Source organism: Kitasatospora brasiliensis, assembly GCF_032654805.1.
In the GTDB taxonomy this organism is placed as follows: Bacteria; Actinomycetota; Actinomycetes; order Streptomycetales; family Streptomycetaceae; genus Kitasatospora; species Kitasatospora brasiliensis.
In genome coordinates, this window is record NZ_JAUOOW010000006.1 from 570599 (window position 1) to 588341 (window position 17743).

General features: G+C 73.3%; 14 protein-coding genes. 5 read left to right on the plus strand and 9 right to left on the minus strand.

Annotated elements, in window-relative coordinates:
* Positions 1-15: 15 nt before the first annotated feature.
* A complete protein-coding gene (locus QWJ13_RS25375) occupies positions 16-1284 on the plus strand; it encodes an MFS transporter (protein WP_316527265.1) in 1269 nt (422 codons plus the stop codon).
* Positions 1285-1388: 104 nt separating this feature from the next.
* On the plus strand, positions 1389-2711 hold the full coding sequence (locus QWJ13_RS25380; protein WP_316527266.1) for a D-arabinono-1,4-lactone oxidase: 1323 nt from the start codon (positions 1389-1391) through the stop codon (positions 2709-2711).
* 168 nt (positions 2712-2879) lie between these two features.
* Here QWJ13_RS25380 and QWJ13_RS25385 read toward each other — a convergent pair whose 3' ends face one another.
* Positions 2880-3740, minus strand: coding sequence for a hypothetical protein (locus QWJ13_RS25385; RefSeq protein ID WP_316527267.1), 861 nt, complete (start codon positions 3738-3740; stop codon positions 2880-2882).
* A gap of 520 nt (positions 3741-4260) precedes the next feature.
* Between QWJ13_RS25385 and sepH the strand changes: the two genes are divergently transcribed.
* Entirely contained in the window at positions 4261-5343 is a 1083-nt protein-coding gene (gene sepH / locus QWJ13_RS25390) for a septation protein SepH (RefSeq protein ID WP_316527268.1), read from the plus strand.
* Between the two features lie 81 nt (positions 5344-5424).
* On the opposite strand, the gene QWJ13_RS25395 is transcribed toward sepH, so the two are convergent.
* The gene (locus QWJ13_RS25395) at positions 5425-6303 is read right to left on the minus strand and encodes a sulfurtransferase (RefSeq protein ID WP_316527269.1); all 879 of its coding nucleotides are present in this window, start codon (positions 6301-6303) and stop codon (positions 5425-5427) included.
* 214 nt (positions 6304-6517) lie between these two features.
* On the opposite strand from QWJ13_RS25395, the gene QWJ13_RS25400 reads away from it, so the two are divergent.
* Entirely contained in the window at positions 6518-7261 is a 744-nt protein-coding gene (locus tag QWJ13_RS25400; protein WP_316527408.1) for a VOC family protein, read from the plus strand.
* A 22-nt stretch (positions 7262-7283) separates the two neighbouring features.
* Here QWJ13_RS25400 and QWJ13_RS25405 read toward each other — a convergent pair whose 3' ends face one another.
* The 4 genes from QWJ13_RS25405 to QWJ13_RS25420 all read right to left on the minus strand — a co-directional run bounded on the left by QWJ13_RS25405 (position 7284) and on the right by QWJ13_RS25420 (position 12758).
* Positions 7284-7940 (minus strand): thymidine kinase, encoded by a 657-nt coding sequence (locus QWJ13_RS25405; RefSeq protein ID WP_316527270.1) that lies wholly within the window; start codon positions 7938-7940, stop codon positions 7284-7286.
* Positions 7941-8001: 61 nt separating this feature from the next.
* The gene (locus tag QWJ13_RS25410) at positions 8002-9189 is read right to left on the minus strand and encodes an alkaline phosphatase family protein (RefSeq protein WP_316527271.1); all 1188 of its coding nucleotides are present in this window, start codon (positions 9187-9189) and stop codon (positions 8002-8004) included.
* A gap of 43 nt (positions 9190-9232) precedes the next feature.
* Positions 9233-9832 (minus strand): DUF5998 family protein, encoded by a 600-nt coding sequence (locus QWJ13_RS25415; protein ID WP_316527272.1) that lies wholly within the window; start codon positions 9830-9832, stop codon positions 9233-9235.
* A gap of 91 nt (positions 9833-9923) precedes the next feature.
* On the minus strand, positions 9924-12758 hold the full coding sequence (locus tag QWJ13_RS25420) for a bifunctional acetate--CoA ligase family protein/GNAT family N-acetyltransferase (protein ID WP_316527273.1): 2835 nt from the start codon (positions 12756-12758) through the stop codon (positions 9924-9926).
* A gap of 227 nt (positions 12759-12985) precedes the next feature.
* Here QWJ13_RS25420 and QWJ13_RS25425 point away from each other — a divergent pair, with 227 nt between their 5' ends.
* Positions 12986-13264, plus strand: coding sequence for an HPr family phosphocarrier protein (locus tag QWJ13_RS25425; protein WP_316527274.1), 279 nt, complete (start codon positions 12986-12988; stop codon positions 13262-13264).
* Positions 13265-13325: 61 nt separating this feature from the next.
* On the opposite strand, the gene QWJ13_RS25430 is transcribed toward QWJ13_RS25425, so the two are convergent.
* The 3 genes from QWJ13_RS25430 to QWJ13_RS25440 form a co-directional block, all read right to left on the minus strand.
* Entirely contained in the window at positions 13326-14519 is a 1194-nt protein-coding gene (locus QWJ13_RS25430; protein WP_316527275.1) for an RtcB family protein, read from the minus strand.
* Between the two features lie 321 nt (positions 14520-14840).
* Positions 14841-16205 (minus strand): M16 family metallopeptidase, encoded by a 1365-nt coding sequence (locus QWJ13_RS25435; protein ID WP_316527409.1) that lies wholly within the window; start codon positions 16203-16205, stop codon positions 14841-14843.
* Positions 16206-16225: 20 nt separating this feature from the next.
* Positions 16226-17572 (minus strand): M16 family metallopeptidase, encoded by a 1347-nt coding sequence (locus QWJ13_RS25440; RefSeq protein WP_316527276.1) that lies wholly within the window; start codon positions 17570-17572, stop codon positions 16226-16228.
* Positions 17573-17743 lie beyond the last annotated feature (171 nt).

Genomic DNA, 17743 nt, shown 5'->3' on the forward strand with positions numbered 1-17743 from the left:
CTGCCCGGAGCTCCCGTGCTGTCCAGCTACCGCCAGATATTCGCCTCCCCCGGCACTCTGGCCTTCTCCTCCACCGGCTTCGTCTCGCGCCTGCCGATCTCCATGACCGGGATCGGCATCGTGGTCATGCTGTCCCAGCTCAGAGACTCCTACGGGCTGGGCGGCCTGGTCTCGGCGACGCTGGCGATCTCCGCCGCGATCCTCGGCCCGCAGGTCTCCCGGCTGGTGGACCTGCACGGCCAGCGCCGGATCGTCCTCCCCGCCATGGCGATCACCATCGCCGCCGCCACCGGCCTGCTGCTCTGCGCCCGGCTGGAGGCCCCGGACTGGACGCTGTTCGTGTTCGCCGCCGGGATGGGCGTGATGCCGAGCACCGGTGCGATGGTCCGCGCCCGCTGGGCCCACGTCTACCGCGAGAGCCCCGGCAGGCTGCACACCGCGTATTCCTTCGAGGCCGTGGTCGACGAGGTCTGCTTCATCGTCGGCCCGATCCTCTCCATCAACCTGGCCACCGCCGTCTTCCCCGAGGCCGGCCTGCTGCTCGGCGGGATCTTCCTCGCCGTCGGCGTCCTGCTGTTCGCCGGGCAGCGCTCCACCGAGCCGCCGGTCCTCCCGGCCGCCCGGCACGAGGGCGGCTCGGTCATCCTCAACCGCGGCCTCCAGACGCTGATGGTGACCTTCGTCGCCACCGGGGCGATCTTCGGCTCGGTCGAGGTGGTCACCGTCGCCTTCGCCGACGCCCAGGGCCACAAGTCCGTCTCCAGCTACATCCTGGCGCTGTGGGCGCTCGGCTCCTGCCTGGCCGGGGTGGTCTTCGGGACCCTCAAGCTCACCGGCTCGATGGCGGTGCGCTTCCTCGGCGGCGTGCTGTTCATGGCGGTCAGCATGGTGCCGCTGCTGCTGGTCGCCCACGGGGTGCACGGCATCGGCGGGCTGATCGCCGTCGGCGCCGCGCTGCTGGTCGCCGGCGTCGCCATCTCCCCCACCCTGATCACCGCGATGGCGCTGGTCGAGCGGCTCGTCCCGGCCGCCCAGCTGACCGAGGGCATGACCTGGACCACCACCGGCCTGGCCCTCGGCGTCGCGGCCGGCTCCTCGGCCGGCGGCTGGGTGGTCGACGCCTCCGGCGCCGCCGCCGGCTACTGGGTGCCGCTGGCCGCCGGCCTGCTCGGGGTGGTCGCCGCCCTCGCCGGGCTCGGCCGACTGCGCGCCGGACTGGCCGCCGACACGCCCGCCGCCGCGGCCGACCACGGGGTCGAACAGCCCGTAGACGCCGAACGGTGAACTGACTAGTCTCTCGCCCTACCCGTGGGCCTACCCGCGGGTAGGGCGGCCGCGCCGCCCCGGATCGCGCCGACCGGTTCGGCCACGGAGCAGGAGGCAGCGCAATGCCCCAGGCCAGTACCGCGACCCCCATCCGGTGGACCAACTGGTCCGGCAACCAGAGCGCCCGGCCCGCCCGGGCCGCCGCCCCCGGCACCGTCGAGGAACTGGCCAAGGAGATCCTGCGGGCCGCCGAACAGGGCCGCACCGTCAAGGCCGTCGGCTCCGGCCACTCCTTCACCTCGATCGCCTCCGCCGGCGACGGCGTCCAGATCCGCCCGCAGGCGCTCACCGCCGTCCGCGCCATCGACCGCGAGGCCGGCACCATCACCGTCGAGTCCGGCCTCCCGCTGCACCGGCTCAACCGGATCCTCGCCGCCGAGGGCCTCTCGCTGACCAACATGGGCGACATCGAGGTCCAGACCGTGGCCGGCGCCACCAGCACCGGCACCCACGGCACCGGCCGCGACTCCGGCTCACTGGCCGCCCAGATCCGCGCGCTGGAGATCGTCCTCGCCGACGGCACCGTCCGGCACTGCTCCCCCACCGAGAACCCCCGGCTCTTCCAGGGCGCCCGGCTCGGCCTCGGCGCCCTCGGCGTGATCACCGCGCTCACCTTCGGTGTCGAGCCGATCTTCCTGCTCACCGCGCACGAGCAGCCGATGGGCTTCGACGAGGTGCTGGAGCGCCTGGACGACCTCACCGCCGTCAACGAGCACTTCGAGTTCTACTGGTTCCCGCACACCGACCGCTGCTCCACCAAGCGCAACAACCGCAGCCAGGGCCCGGCCGCCCCGCTGCCCCGGTTCAAGGAGTGGCTGGAGGACGACTTCCTCTCCAACACCGTCTGGGAGGGCGCCTGCCGGGTCGGCCGTCGCTTCCCCGGCTCGATCCCCTCGATCGCCTCGCTGGCCAGCCGGGTCTGGTCCGAGCGCAGCTTCACCGACACCGCGTACAAGGTGTTCACCAGCCCGCGCAAGGTCCGCTTCCTGGAGATGGAGTACGCGGTGCCGCGCGCGGCCGTCGGCGAGGTGCTGCGCGAACTCAGGGCCCTGATCGAACGGTCCGACTGGAAGGTCAGCTTCCCGGTCGAGGTCCGCTTCGCCCCCGCCGACGACCTCTGGCTCTCCACCGCCTCCGGCCGGGACAGCGCCTACATCGCCGTCCACCTCTACCGGGGCACCGCCGACCAGGGCTACTTCACCGGCGTCGAACAGCTGATGACCGCCCATCAGGGACGGCCGCACTGGGGCAAACTGCACACCCGTGACGCGGAGTACCTGGCCGGCGTCTACCCGCACTTCGGCGACTTCACCGCGCTGCGCGACGAGGTCGACCCTCAGCGGCTGTTCGGCAACGACTACCTGCGCCGGGTGCTCGGCGCCTAGGGCGTGTCTTGTGGATCTTGTCGGATCAGGGCGCGGCGTTGGGGTGCGTGCATCGCAAGGCGGAGGAGGGAGCCACTGCGGAGCATTGGCGACCGACGACAACGCGGCGAGGTGCGTGCCCCGGCGTCGCGCACCCGGCAAAGATCCGCAAGACACGCCCTAGCTCCGTTACGGCGTCCCGTCGGCGGCCGGCGGCGGGGCGACCGGCGCCTTCGCCGGCTCCTTCGCCGGCTCCTTCACCGAACCGCCGCCCGGCGCGGCGGGCTCCGGGGGCGCCTCACCGGTGGGCTTCTGGCCGCCCGCCGACGGGGAGACGCCGGTCGACGGGGTCGCGCTCGGGCGCGCCGAGGGCGAGGCCGTGCCCGCGCTCGGCGTGGCCTCCGGCTCCCGGCTCGGCCGGGTGGTCGCCGGGGCCGAGGCGGCGTCGGACGGCGTGGCGCCCTGCTCCCGTCCCGGCTGCCTGGTCGGCGTGGTGTCCTGCGGCTGGGAGGACTTGGGCGTCACCGAGCCGCCGAAGGAGGTGCCGTTGCCCGACTCGCCCTTGACCGTCGCCGACACCGGCTGCCCGGTGGCCAGTTCGAACGCCAGGATCGGCACCATCGCCAGCACGAAGACCAGCCCGGACACCGCCGCGTACGTCTTCCAGCTCCACCGCCGGCGCGCCCGCACCACCTGCGGCTCGTTCCACTCCGGAGTGATCACCGGCTGCACCCGCGTCCGCGGCTGCTCGGGCTCCACCGGCACCTGGCGCAGGGAGTTGACCTTCTGGTTCGGCCCCCGGTCCACCGCCCCGCGCAGCTGCTCGCCGGTCCGCTTGAAGATGTGCTGGAACACCGCGCCGCCGGTGGTGGCCCCGATGCTCACCACCGCCGCGCCCAGGATCGTGCCGTACACCCCCAGTTCGGACGCCAGCAGCGCGCCCACCACTGTGGCCAGCGCACTCGCCGCGACCTGAGCCACACTCAGATCGATCCGCTTGCGCCCCTCTTTGGCCTTGCCGCCCTCCTCGACGGCGCTCCGCTCCGGCATCGACATCCCTTGGTTTCGTACGGCTGTTCTTCGAACAAGACACTCCATCTTGCCCAAAGAAGGACACAAGGGACGAAAATGCGGTTCTTCGGGCCCGGATTGTGTGAAGATGATCACCGTTCATCCGACGGTGGTCCGCCATTGGGGGAGCGCGCTCTTGAGATTCCCGTGAATCGCGGGAGACTTGAGCGGCGAGCCGCCCCGTTGGATGCCACGAATGGAGTACTGTTCGTAAAGCCCGAGCCTTGGGTCGACTTGTCGACTGCGCCACCACCGGCAGCCTGACGAGGAGCCACGGAACGGGCACGCACGGCGACGCCGGTCCCGGATCGTCGCGAACGACTCCATGTGCGAGGAACGGCCGGGACACCCAGGCGCGACGTCGACGGATGGCGTGGCAAAAAGGCAACCGTGCCACAACGGCGTGCGCGGGCGTAAGCCCGACACGCCGGGGAACTCAGCAAGGTTGTGGCCAGTCGCGAGTGGGCAGGCCACACTCAGTACGGGAGCAGCGACGCAGGTGACGTCGGCAGGCACCACCCGGGAGGTAACCGTGCCCGAACTGCGGGTTGTGGCCGTCAGCAACGACGGCACACGGCTGGTGCTCAAGGCTGCCGACAGCACGGAGTACACCCTTCCCATCGACGAGCGGCTGCGCGCCGCCATCCGCGGCGACCGGCCGCGCCTCGGCCAGATCGAGATCGAGGTCGAGAGCCATCTGCGCCCGCGGGACATCCAGGCGCGGATACGAGCCGGTGCCTCCGCCGAGGAGGTCGCCCAGGCCGCCGGGATCTCCGTCGACCGCGTCCGCCGCTTCGAAGGGCCGGTGCTCGCCGAGCGCGCCTTCATGGCCGAGCGCGCCCGCAAGACCGCCATCCGCCGCAACGGCGAGTCCCCCGGCCCGCAGCTCGGCGAGGCCGTGGCCGAGCGGCTCGCGCTGCGCGGCGCCGAGAAGGACACCGAGCGCTGGGACTCCTGGCGGCGCGACGACGGCACCTGGGAGGTCATCCTCTCCTACCGGGCCGACGGCGAGGGCCGCAGCGCCTCCTGGACGTACGACCCGCCCCGGCGCCTGGTCCAGCCCAACGACGACGAGGCCCGCGCGCTGATCGGCGAGAACGTCGAGCGCGAGGAGGAGTCGATCTTCCCGTTCATCCCGCGGATCGCCCGGCTCCCCCAGGACCGGCCGCCCCGCCCGATGATCGACCGGCCCTCGGCCGACCGCATCATGTCGGCCCGCGAGGTCCGCGAGTCGCGGGAGGCCACCGCCGAGTCCCGGGACTCGCTGACCAGCCTGCTCGACGTGGTCCCCGCGTTCCGCGGCGACCTCGCCGTCGGCGGCCCCACCGCGATCGAGCCGGTGCCCGCCGAGGTCGCCGAGGAGGGCGAGGAGCCGGCCGCGGCAGCCGCCGCCCCGGCGGTCGGCGCGGGCTCGGCCTACGCCGACATCCTGATGCCGCGCGCCGTGGCCCCGCACCGCGAGCGGCTGGTCGGCACCACCGACCGGCAGGCCGAGGCGGACGGCGTCCGGCCCGGACGCCGGGCCACCGTGCCCAGCTGGGACGAGATCGTCTTCGGCAGTCGGCGCAAGAAGCAGGACTAGCAGGGCTCGTAGGACTTGTCGTCGTAGGACGTCGAAGGGGCGGGAGGCCGGGCCTCCCGCCCCTTCGGCTTTCCCCGGCAATCAGCCCGGCTGCTCGGTGACCGCCACCGGGCGCGACTCGTCACTCGACCACTCGCTCCACGAGCCCGGGTACAGCGTGGCCGACAGGCCCGCCACCTCCAGCGCCAGGATCTGGTGCGCCGCCGTCACGCCCGAGCCGCAGTACACCGCCGTCTCCCGCTCCCCCGCGCCCAGCTCCCGGAACCGGGCCGCCAGCTCGGCGGCCGGGCGGAACCGGCCGTCCGGGCCCACGTTCCCGGCCGTCGGCGCCGACACCGCGCCCGGGATGTGCCCGGCCTTCGGGTCCACCGGCTCGCTCTCGCCCCGGTAGCGCTCCCCGGACCGGGCGTCCAGCAGCAGGCCGCCGCGCGCCGCCCAGGCCGCGGCGCCGTCCCCGTCCACCGTCGGCAACTGCCCCGGCGCCGGCTTGAAGTCACCCTCCACCGGCTCCGGCAGCTCGGCCGTCACCGGCAGGCCCGCCGCCTGCCAGGCCGCGAAGCCGCCGTCCAGCACCCGTACGTCCCGGTGCCCGGCCCAGCGCAGCAGCCACCACGCCCGGGCCGCCGCCATCGAGGCCGCGCCGTCGTACACCACGACCGGGCGCCCGGCGCTCACCCCGAAGCGGCGCATGGCCGCCCCGAACTCCTCCGGGTCCGGCAGCGGGTGGCGCCCGCCCCAGCCGGGGGCGCCGGGCGGGGCGGCCAGATCCCGGTCCAGCTCGACGAAGTGGGCGCCGGGCAGGTGCCCGGCCCGGTACTCCTCGGCCGCGGTCGGGCCGCCCGGCACGGCACCGACCAGCTGGTAACGCACGTCCAACAGCACCGGCGGCAGCGCGGAGGCGAGCGCCTCCCGCAGCTCGGCCGCGGAGATCAGCGGGGAACCCTCGTTGTAGGTGGTCATGGCGGCCATTGTCGCGCAGCGCGGCGAGCGGGGGGCCGGTCCCGGCCGACCTCGAAGCCCACCGACACGCCCGGGCCGCCGCTCTTTTGTGGGGTCTTTTGCCGGACTTTCCGCGCGGCCCGAGGGTTGGGCGCCCGTCAGGGTGGAAGCATCACCCTCGCGCGCGAGGATTCCCGTGCGCCAACCACCCACGAGGAGGCCCGCATTGCCCGCGGTGGAACTCCGACTGGCCCAGGGCACGCCCTGCTGGGTCAGCCTGCTGACCGACGACCTGCCCGGTGCCCGCGCCTTCTACGGCGCACTGCTCGGCTGGACGTACACGCCTGGGCCCGGCCAGCTCGGCGACTACGTCCGGGCCGAGCTCGACGGGTCGCCGGTGGCCGGCCTCGGCGTCTCCACCGCCACCGGCTTCCCGGTGCAGTGGACCACCTACTTCGCCGTGGACGACGCCGACCGCACCGCCCAGCTGGTCCGCGAGTGCGGCGGAACCGTCGCCGTCGGGCCGCTCCAGGCCGAGCGCGCCGGGCGGATGGCCATCGTCTCCGACGTCTCCGGCGCGGTCTTCGGCCTCTGGCAGGGCGAGGAGCACCTCGGCCGGGAGGCCGGACGCGAACCCGGCAGCCCGGCCTGGGTCGAACTCCTCACCCCCGACGCGGAGGGCGCCGCCGTCTTCTACGCCGCCGTGCTCGCCCGGCCGGTGCGCTCCACCGAGAACGAGACGGCCCTGCTGGTGCACGGGCGTCCGGTCGCCGGCATTCGGCACCATGCCGAGCTGCGCGGCCACCAGCCGCGCTGGCGCACCCACTTCGCCGTCCGCGACGCGGAGTTGACGGCCCATCAGGCCGTCGAGCTGGGCGGCCGGGTCCTGGTCGAACCGCATGCCACCGCCCGTGGCCGCGCCGTCCGGCTGGCCGACCCGCAGGGCGGGCACTTCTCCGTGCTGGAGGTGCTGCCGTAGCGGCCGGGACACGCCCCGAGCCTCAGGCCTGCTGTTCCTCGAAGGGCAGCACGTCCGGGGAGAGCACCGAGGCGCGGGCCGTCGCGGCGGTCAGCCGGCGGCGGTGGTGACGGCGGCACAGCACCTCGTAGCCGACCTCGTCCTGGGCCACCGAGATGTCGCCGATCACCACCTGGGCGCCCTCCACCACCATCACCCCGCCGACCGTACGGGCGTTGTGGGTGGCCCGCGCGCCGCACCAGCAGAGCGCCTCGACCTGGAGCACCTCCACCCGGTCGGCCAGCTCGATCAGCCGCTGCGAGCCCGGGAACAGCCGGGTGCGGAAGTCGGTGGTGATGCCGAAGGTGTAGACGTCGATGTCCAGTTCGTCCACCACCCTGGCCAGCTGGTCGACCTGCTCGGCGGCGAAGAACTGCGCCTCGTCGCAGATCAGGTAGTCCACCCGGCCACCGGCCGAGAGGCGCTGCACCACGTGCGCGTGGAAGTCGAAGTCGTCCGTCACCTCGACCGCTTCGGCGCGCAGGCCCAGTCGGCTGGAGATCGTCGCCGCGCCCGCCCGGTCGTTGCGGGTGAGGATCACGCCCCGCCGGCCGCGCGCGTTGTGGTTGTGGTCCATTTGCAGCGCCAGCGTCGACTTACCGCAGTCCATCGTGCCCGAGAAGAACACCAGTTCAGCCATGGGTGGAGCAAGGGCCTTTCACATCAGGGGAGTTCGGGCACGGACGTGCCAAGTGGCCGGATCAGCCGCGGACTTCGAGCAGCGGTACGAACTGCTCGACCGGGGTCATCGAACCGTGCAGGCCGATCATCGCCGACTCGCCGGGCTCGTTGCGGGAGGCGACGATCGCGATGTCGTCGCGCGCCGCGGCGACCACGTCGCCGATCCGGGCGTACACCCGCTCGTCCACGGCCGGGCCGAACCAGCCCGCCGCGATCGCCTGGTCCCGGGTGGCCACCCACATCCGGTCGCCCAGCACCTCGCTCCAGACCGCGTGCACGTCGGCCGCGGCCCCCGGTACGGCGTACACGTGCCGGGCCCGGCCCTCGCCGCCGAGCAGCGCGACGCCGGCGCCCAGCTCCCAGTCCTCGTCGAAGTCGATCCGGTCCTCCGGCGCGATGTCGATCATGCCGTGGTCGGCCGTCACGTACATCGCCGAGCGCGGCGGCAGCTGCTGGGCCAGTCGGCGGGCCAGCCGGTCCACCGCGTCCAGCGTCATCCGCCACTCGTCCGAGTCCACTCCGAACCGGTGGCCGGCGCCGTCCAGCTCGCTGACGTAGGTGTACACCAGCGCCCGGTCGTGCTCGGCCAGCCAGGAGGCCGCCAGGTCCATCCGCTCCTCGCCCGTGGTGCGGCCCATGAAGGTGCCGCCGGACAGCGCCACCTTGGTCAGCGGGGTCTGGGCGAACAGCGGGGAGGAGACCTGCGCGGTCGCCACCCCGGCCTGGTGGACGCGCTCGAAGACCGTCGGGTACGGCTGCCAGGCGTGCGGCTCGGTCGGCGGCTGCCAGCGCAGCTGGTTCATCAGGTAGCCGGCGCCAGGCACCGCCACCGTGTACCCGGCCAGGCCGTGCAGGCCCGGCGGCGTGCCGGTGCCGACCGAGGCCAGCGAGGTCGCCGTGGTGGACGGGAAGCCCGAGGTCAGCGGGCGGCCGCTGCCGCCCATCGAGCTCCCGACGAGCGAGGACAGGAACGGCGCGTACTCGGGGTGGCGCAGCAGCAGCTCCCAGCCCAGGCCGTCCACCAGGAACACCACCACCCGGTCCGCCGGAGCGATCGGGAGCGTCGCGGTGAAGCCGGGGACGCCGAGCCCCGCCGCCACCGAGGGCAGCAGGTCGGACAGCGAACCGCTGCCGTACGGGGGCGCGGGAGCCGTGGCCGGGTCAAGGATCTCGAAGGCGTCGTAGCCGTCGGCAGGAACGAAGGACATGGAACCGGATTCGTAGCGGGCGGAAACGGCGGCGGTCAGACGATCAGACTCGCGGACCGTTGCTGATCGTCGCGTCGGACAGCGCCCGGGCGAACAGCAGCGCCTGGGCCACCGTCTCCGGGCCGTCCCCGGCCTCGCTCACGCGCAGCGAGAGGTCGTCGGCCGTGGCCGAACCGGTGTAGCCGTGGTCCGCCTCGCAGTTCGGGTCCGAGCAGCCGGCCGGCTCCAGGTCCAGGCGCTGCACCGCGCCCCAGCCGATCGTCAGGACCACCTCGCGCGGCAGGGTGCCCGGGGTGTACGTCTCCGGGTTCGCCACCATCCGGCTCACCACGACCGAGCCGATCCGGTCCAGCCGGACGCTCTCCGTCGAGGTCGTCGCGAACGGCACCGCCGGGCTGCCCTCGGCCCCGGACTGCTCGTCGGTGTGGCTCACCACGAACCGGGTCGGGGTGAGCACCAGCACCGTCACGTGCCGGCGCACCTCGTTGGCGTCGAAGGTCGTCTCCTGGTGCACCAGGTAGGAGCTGATCGGCTCCGGACCCACCGCGGACTCGACCGCCTCGGACACGAGGGCCGGGTAGTAGCCGCTGCGCTCGATCGCCGAGCGCAGGTCCTGAGTGGTGGTGGTACCGGTCTTCGCCATATCTCCATCCTGGCATGGTCCGCCGACGAAGCGGGCGGCACGGCGCCGAGCTTCGGACAGCAGCGCCCGGGCAGGGCGCAACCAAGGAAGGTTACAGCGTGCTCATGGCGCGTGGGCCCAGATCACTGCGGACCGGCAGGGGCGCCACCCGCACCCGCGCCCCCAGGATCGCCAGTCCGTGCGGGGCCACGACCACCGGTTCGAGATCCACCGAGGCGATCTCCGGCACGTCGTCCACCAGCTGCGACACCCGCAGCAGCAGTTCCTCCAGGGCTCCGGTGTCCACCGCCTCGGCGCCGCGCCAGCCGAACAGCAGCGGAGCCGCCCGTACCTCGCGGACCAGGCCGGCGACGTCCTGGTCGGTGGCCGGAACCAACCGGTGCGCCAGGTCGCCCAGGAGTTCGGCCGGCGCGCCGGCCAGGCCGAAGGAGAGGATCGCGCCGACCGCCGGGTCGACCGTGGCGCCGATCACCGTGTCCACGCCGCGCGGGGCCATCCGCTGGACCACCAGCTCGGCCTGCGCGGCGCCGCCGAGCAGCGCGTCCAGCTCGCGGTGGGCGCGGCGCAGGCCCGCCTCGCCGGTCAGGTCCAGCCGGACGCTGCCCAGGTCGGGGCGGTGGCGCAGGTGCGGGGCGGTCGCCTTGAGGGCCACCGGGTAGCCGAGCGTCTCGGCCGCCCGGACAGCGGTCTCCTCGTCCGGGGCGGGCATCGTCGGCGAGACGTCGATGCCGTAGCGGGCCAGCAGCTCCTGGGCGTCGGCTTCGGGCAGGGTGATCCGGGCGCCTCCGGGCTGGGTGCGCGCGGCAACCGCGGCCCGGGTGCTCAGGGCCGCCTCCACCAGTCGGCGGGCGCCGGGCTCGTCGATCCGATCCAGCTCGGGGACCCGGGCCGTCTCCTCGGCCTCGGCCGTACGGCGGCGCCACTGCGCGTAGTGGACGGCGTGGGCGAGGGCGTGCACGGCCCGCTCGGGCGCCGCGTACGCGGGGATGCCGCCGGGGCGCAGCCGGGCCGGGAGGTCGGTCAGGGCCAGGTGGGTGAGCAGCAGCGGCTTGCCCAGCTCGCGGGCGCGCTGCCCGGCTTCGAGCAGGGCGGCGGCGATCTCCGGGTCGTCCGAGCCCATCGCGGGGTCGTCGTCCTCGGCGGCCAGCCGGCCGCCCATGAAGGCGTGCGCGGAGGTGCCGATCGGGGGGATCGCGACGGCGATCACCGCGTCCACGGCGGGGTCGGCGAGGGCGACGTCCAGGGCGATCCGGAAGTTCTCGCCGGTCGCGGCGGTGGTGAGGTCGACGGGTGTGCACGGGCGCAGGCCGGCGCTGAGCAGGGCGTCGTAGGTGAGCAGGCCGAGCGAGTCGGAGTTGCCGACCACCGCGACCCGGTCGCCCGGCGGCAGCGGCTGCTGGTCCAGCAGTTCGCCGGTGTCGTACAGCTCGGTGATGGTGCCCACCCGGGTGACGCCCGCCTGCTCGAACAGCGCGTCGACCGTCGCGTCGCGCAGCCCGGTGGCGGTGGCGGGGACGGCGTGGCCGGGCGGCAGGCTGCCGGTGTGCCGGGCGCCCTTGACCACCACGACCGGCTTGACGGCGGCCAGTCGGCGGGCGATCCGGGTGAACTTGCGCGGGTTGCCGAAGGACTCCAGGTACAGCAGCACCACCTGGGTGGCCTCGTCCTCGGCCCAGTACTGGAGGAAGTCGTTGCCGGAGACGTCGGAGCGGTTGCCGACCGAGGCGAAGGAGGAGACGCCGAGGCCGCGCTTGTGGGCGGCCTCCAGCAGGGCCACGCCGATCGCGCCGGACTGGCAGAAGATGCCGAAGCCGCCGCGGGCGGGCAGGCGGGGGGCGAGCGAGGCGTTCAGCGGGCGCTGCGGGTCGGTGTTGATCAGGCCGAAGGCGTTCGGGCCGATCACCCGCATGCCGGCCGCGCGGGCCTGGCGGACCAGTGCGCGCTGCCGGTCCCGGCCCTCGGGGCCGGTCTCGGCGTAGCCGGCGGTGACCACGACCAGGCCCTGCACGCCGTGGGCGCCGCACTCGGCGACGGCGGCCGGGACGGCGCCCTCGGGGACGGCGATCACCGCGAGGTCCACCGGTCCGGGGATGTCCAGGATCGAGCGGTGGACCGGGACGCCGTCCAGTTCGGTGCCGGGCTCGGCGTTGCGGTTCACCGCGTGGACGGGGCGGTCGGCGGGGGCCTCGCCGAGCAGGTCGCGCAGGATGGCGCGGCCGACGGTCTGCGGGGTGCGGGAGACCCCGATCACCGCCACCGAGCGCGGGGTGAGCAGCCGTTGTACGGAGCGTGCCTCGGCGCGGTGCTCGCGGGCGCGCATCACGGCGAGCGAGCGGTCGGTCTGTTCGAGGTCGAACTCCAGGTGCACCACGCCGTCGGCGAAGCTGCGGCGCTGGGTGTAGCCGGCGTCGGTGAAGACCTTCACCATCTTGCGGTTCTCCGGCAGCACCTCGGCCTGGAAGCGGCGGATGCCGCGTTCCTGCGCCACCGCCGCGATGTGCTCCAGCAGGGCGGAGGCCACGCCGCGGCCCTGGTGGGCGTCCTGCACCAGGAAGGCCACCTCGGCGTCGGTGCCGGTTTCGCAGGGACGGCCGTCGGCGTCGATCCGGTCGTACCGGACGGTGGCGATGAAGCGGTCCCGGACCACCACCGCGAGGCCCACCCGGTTCACGAAGTCGTGGTGGGTGAAGCGGCGGACGTCCTTGTCGGAGAGCCGCGGATAGGGGGCGAAGAACCGGAAGTACTTGGACTGGTCCGAGACCTGCTCGTAGAAGTCCACGAGCCGTCCGGCGTCGGCGGGCGTGATCGGCCTGATCCGGGCCGTGCCTCCGTCGCGCAGCAGGATGTCCGCTTCCCAGTGTTGCGGGTAGTCGGGGTGCTGCGGATAGTCGTGCTGGTCGGGGTTCGCCACCGCGGGGTCTTCCACATTCGTCAGGTTATCCGGCGGCGGGCCGAATGGCGTGGGCCGAGTGTCCACGGCAGGGTGGACAGGGTTGTCGGCCGGGTTTTATGCCCCGAAAAGAAACAATCACAAGTCCTGAACGCTGCGGTTTCCAGAGGCCGCCTGCGTGTAACACTGGTCTAGACAACATGGCCGCTTCCCCCCGCTCCCCGAGCACGGCCGTGACCAGCTTCACCGGAAAGGCACGTCTCATGGCTGAGCGCCGCGTCACCATCGGTTGGGCCGAGGGCCTGCACGCCCGTCCCGCCTCCGTCTTCGTCCGGGCCGTCACGGCCACCGGCGTGCCGATCACCATCGCCAAGCCGGGCGGCAACCCGGTCAACGCCGCCTCCATGCTCGGCCTCCTCGGCCTGGGCGCCCAGGGCGGCGACGAGGTCATCCTCGCCTCCGACGCCGAGAACGCCGACGAGGCCCTCGACCGCCTCGCCAAGCTCGTCTCCGAGGGCCTCGACGAGCTCCCCGCCGTCTGAGCCCTCGCCACTGCCCGATCGGGGTGTCGCCGGATTCCGGCGGCACCCCGATCTGCTGTGGTCAGCCCTTCACGCAGACCACCTGCTTGAGGTGCGCGACCACCTCGACCAGGTCCTGCTGCTGCTCGATGACCTTCTCGATGTTCTTGTAGGCGCCCGGGATCTCGTCCACCACGCCGCCGTCCTTGCGGCACTCGACGCCCTTGGTCTGCTCGGCCAGGTCCGCCTCGGTGAACCGCCTCTTCGCGGCGCTGCGGCTCATCTTGCGGCCGGCGCCGTGCGAGGCGGAGTTGAACGCCGCCTCGTTGCCCAGGCCCCGGACGATGTAGGAGCCGGTGCCCATCGAGCCCGGGATGATCCCGAAGTCGCCGGTGCCCGCCTTGATCGCCCCCTTGCGGGTGACCAGCAGGTCGACACCGTCGTACGACTCCTCCGAGACGTAGTTGTGGTGGCAGCTGATCACCTCGTCGAAAGCGACCGTGGCCTTGGCGAACTCCCGGCGGACGACGCCCTGGAGGAGCGCCATCATCAGGGCCCGGTTGTGCTTCGCGTACTCCTGCGCCCAGAAGAGGTCCTGGCGGTAGGCGTTCATCTGCGGGGTGTCCGCGATGAACACCGCGAGGTCCCGGTCGATCAGGCCCTGGTTGTGCGGCAGCGAGCGGGCGACGTCCATGTGGTGCTCCGCCAGCTCCTTGCCGATGTTGCGGGAGCCGGAGTGCAGCATCAGCCAGACCGTGCCGGTCGTGTCGACGCACACTTCGATGAAGTGGTTTCCCCCACCGAGCGTCGCCATTTGCTGCATCGCCCGGCCGCGGCGCCACTTGACGTCCTCCGCCACCCCGTCGAAGCGCCGCCAGAAGTCGTCCCAGCCCGCCGTACGGAAGCCGTGCAGCTTGGTCGGGTCGACCGGCTCGCCGTGCAGGCCGCGGCCGACCGGGATCGCCCGCTCGATCTCGCGGCGCAGCCGGGACAGGTCGTCCGGGAGGTCCTTGGCGGTCAGCGAGGTCTTCACCGCGCTCATCCCGCAGCCGATGTCGACGCCGACCGCCGCCGGGCAGACCGCGCCGTTCATCGCTATGACGGAGCCGACCGTCGCCCCCTTGCCCAGGTGGACGTCGGGCATCACGGCGAGGCCGTGCAGCCAGGGCAGCGAGCTGATGTTGCGCAGCTGCTGCATGGCCTGGCCCTCGACCGTGGCCGGGTCGGCCCACATCCGGATCGGCACCCGGACGCCGGGCACCTCGGTGTACGTCATGGTTGAACGACCTCCAGAGGTCGGGGAGTTCAGAAGGGGGAAACCGCCGCGCGAGGAATCCCGGCGCGGCTCGGGGAAGTTCAGGGGGTGGGGCTCAGGCGCCCGGGGCGACGGTGCAGGGGGAATACGGCCTCGGGGAGCGTCGTATGGCTTGCTCGACCCGCATGGTGACCGCCTCCCTTCCTTCGTCGCAGTTCGCACGTGCTGTGCGTCGGGGAACATCTATCCACGGAACAGGCCGGGCCCGCAACGGATTTAAAAGCACGTCCGGCCCGGCGGAGCGGGTGCTCCACCGGGCCGGACGGTGATCCGACGAACCGATCAGCTGACGACGGTGACCTCGCCGATGCCGAGCGCCCGCACGTCGTCGGCGATCACCGAGGCGTCGCCGACCAGGACGGTGACCAGGCGGTCCGGCGGGAAGGCCGCGACGACCGCCTCGGTGGCGGCCGAGGTCGGCAGTTCGGCGAGCTTCCGGTAGACCTCGGCCTGGTAGTCGTCCGGCAGGTACTGCTCGACCTGGTCGGCCAGGGTGCCGGCCACCGAGCCCGCCGTCTCGTACTTCAGCGGGGCGACGCCGACCAGGAACTGCACGGCCTCGTCACGCTCGGCGTCGGTGAGGCCCTCGGCCGCGAGGGTGCGCAGGATGGTCCAGGTGTCGGCCAGCGCCGGGGCGGTGGAGGCGGTGTCCACCGAGCCGCTGATGGCGAGCAGCGAGCGCCCGCTGCCGTCGGCGGCGGAGCGCAGCGGCTGGGCGAAGGAGCGGACACCGTAGGTGTAGCCCTTCTCCTCGCGCAGGACCCGGTCCAGGCGGGAGGTGAGGGTGCCGCCGAGGCAGTAGGTGCCGAGGGTCTGGGCGGCCCAGACCGGGTCGTGGCGGTCGGGCCCGATCCGGCCGATGAGCAGCTGGGTCTGGACGGAGCCGGGCCGGTCCACGATGACGACGCGGCCGCGGTCGTCGCCGGCGACCGGGGCGTGGACGGACGGCGCGGCGGCGCTGCCGGTCCAGGTGCCCAGGGTGCTCTCCAGCAGCGCGGGCAGGTCGACGCCGGTGAGGTCGCCGACCACCACGACGGTGCTGGTCGCCGGGCGCACATGGGCGTCGTAGAAGGCCTTGACGGCGGCGCGGTCGATCGACTTGACGGTGTCGGCGGTGCCGGCGCGCGGCCGGGAGAGCCGGTCGGCGCCGTCGAAGAGCTCGGCGTACAGGGCCTTGGCGGCCCGCCGGGCGGGGTTGGCCTGCTCGTGGACGATCTCGTCCAGGCGGTTGGCGACCAGGCGCTCGATCTCGGCCTCGGGGAGGGCGGGCGCGCGCAGGGCGTCGGCGAGCAGGGACAGGCCGCGCTGGAGCCGGGAGGCGGGGACCTCCAGGGAGATCCGGATGCACGGGTGGTCGGCGTGCGCGTCGAGGGTGGCGCCGGCCCGCTCCAGCTCGGCGGCGTACTCCTCGGCGGTGAGGGTGTCGGTGCCCTCGCTGAAGGCGCGGGCGAGGATGCCGGCGATGCCGTCCAGGCCCTCGGGCTCGGCGGCGAGCGGGGCGTCGACGAGGACCTCGACGGCGACCAGCTGCTGGCCGGGCCGGTGGCAGTGCAGCACGGTGATGCCGTTGCCGAGGGCGGCCCGCTCGGGGGCGGGGAAGTCCCAGGGGCTGGGCGTGCCCGGCTGGGGCTGCGGGTGGAAGGTCATGGCGGGGACGTAGTCGGTGCTCATACGGCGGCACCCTCCTCTTCGGAAGCGTCGGTGTCGGCGTCGGTCTCGGCGGCGGCGGTCGGCTCGTAGACGAGGACGGCCCGGTTGTCGGGGTGGATCCGGGCCTTGGCGACGGCCTGGACCTCCTCGGCGGTGACGTCGAGGACCTTGGGGAGGGCGTCGTTGAGCAGCTTGGGGTCGCCGAACAGGACGGCGTAGCGGCACAGTTCGTCGGCGCGGCCGGCCACCGTGGTGAGCCGGTCGAGCCACTCGCGCTCGATCTGGGCCTGGGCGCGTTCGAGCTCCTCGGGCGTGGGGCCCTCGGCGGCGAAGCGGGCGAGCTCCTCGTCGACGGCGGTGCCGATCTGCTCCAGGGTGGCGTCGCCGGAGGTCTTGACGTCGAGCCAGCCGAGGCTGGGGGCGCCGGCCAGGCGCAGCAGGCCGAAGCCGGCCGCGACGGCGGTGCGGTCGCGGCGGACCAGCCGGTTGTAGAGGCGGCTGGACTCGCCACTGCCGAGGATGGTGAGGGCGAGGTCGGCGGCGTCGGCCTCGCGGGTGCCGTCGTGCGGGAGGCGGTAGGCGGCCATCAGGGCGCGGGAGGGGACGTCCTCGTGGATCTCCTCGCGGATCTCCCGGCCGATCGTCTCCGGGAGCTCGCCGGAGCGCGGCGGCTGCTTGCCGTCGTGCGCGGGGATGGAGCCGAAGTACTTCTCGACCCAGGCGATGGTCTGCTCCGGGTCGATGTCGCCGACGACCGAGAGGACGGCGTTGTTGGGCGCGTAGTAGGTGCGGAAGAACGTGCGGGCGTCCTCCAGCGTGGCCGCGTCCAGGTCGGCCATGGAGCCGATCGGGGTGTGGTGGTACGGGTGGCCGTCGGGGAACGAGAGCGCGGTGAGCTTCTCGAAGGCGGTGCCGTACGGGACGTTGTCGTAGCGCTGGCGGCGCTCGTTCTTGACGACGTCGCGCTGGTTCTCCATGGACGTCTCGTCGAGCGCGGCGAGCAGCGAGCCCATCCGGTCGGCCTCCAGCCAGAGGGCGAGCTCCAGCTGGTGGGCGGGCATGGTCTCGAAGTAGTTGGTGCGCTCGAAGCTGGTGGTGCCGTTGAGCGAGCCGCCGGCGCCCTGGACGAGCTCGAAGTGCCCGTTGTTGGAGACGTTGGCGGAGCCCTGGAACATCAGGTGCTCGAAGAGGTGCGCGAGGCCGGTGCGGCCCTTGACCTCGTGGCGGGAGCCCACGTCGTACCAGAGGCAGACGGCGGCGACCGGGGTGAGGTGGTCCTCGGAGAGGACGACGCGCAGGCCGTTGGCCAGGCGGTGCTCGGTGATGGCGATGCCTCGGCTGGAGGCGGGGGCCGGGTTGGCCATGCGCTCGGGTCCTTCCCGTCGTCGATGTCGGGGTTCGTGTGGCGTCCCCCATTGTGGTGCAACGTCCGGGCGCCGTGTTCGTGTCCGCGCGGAGGGGGCGTTCGCCAGGGGCGGAAGAGGGCCGCTGACCGGGAGTGTCGGCGCGAGGGTCCACAATGGGGGCGCCGCGCC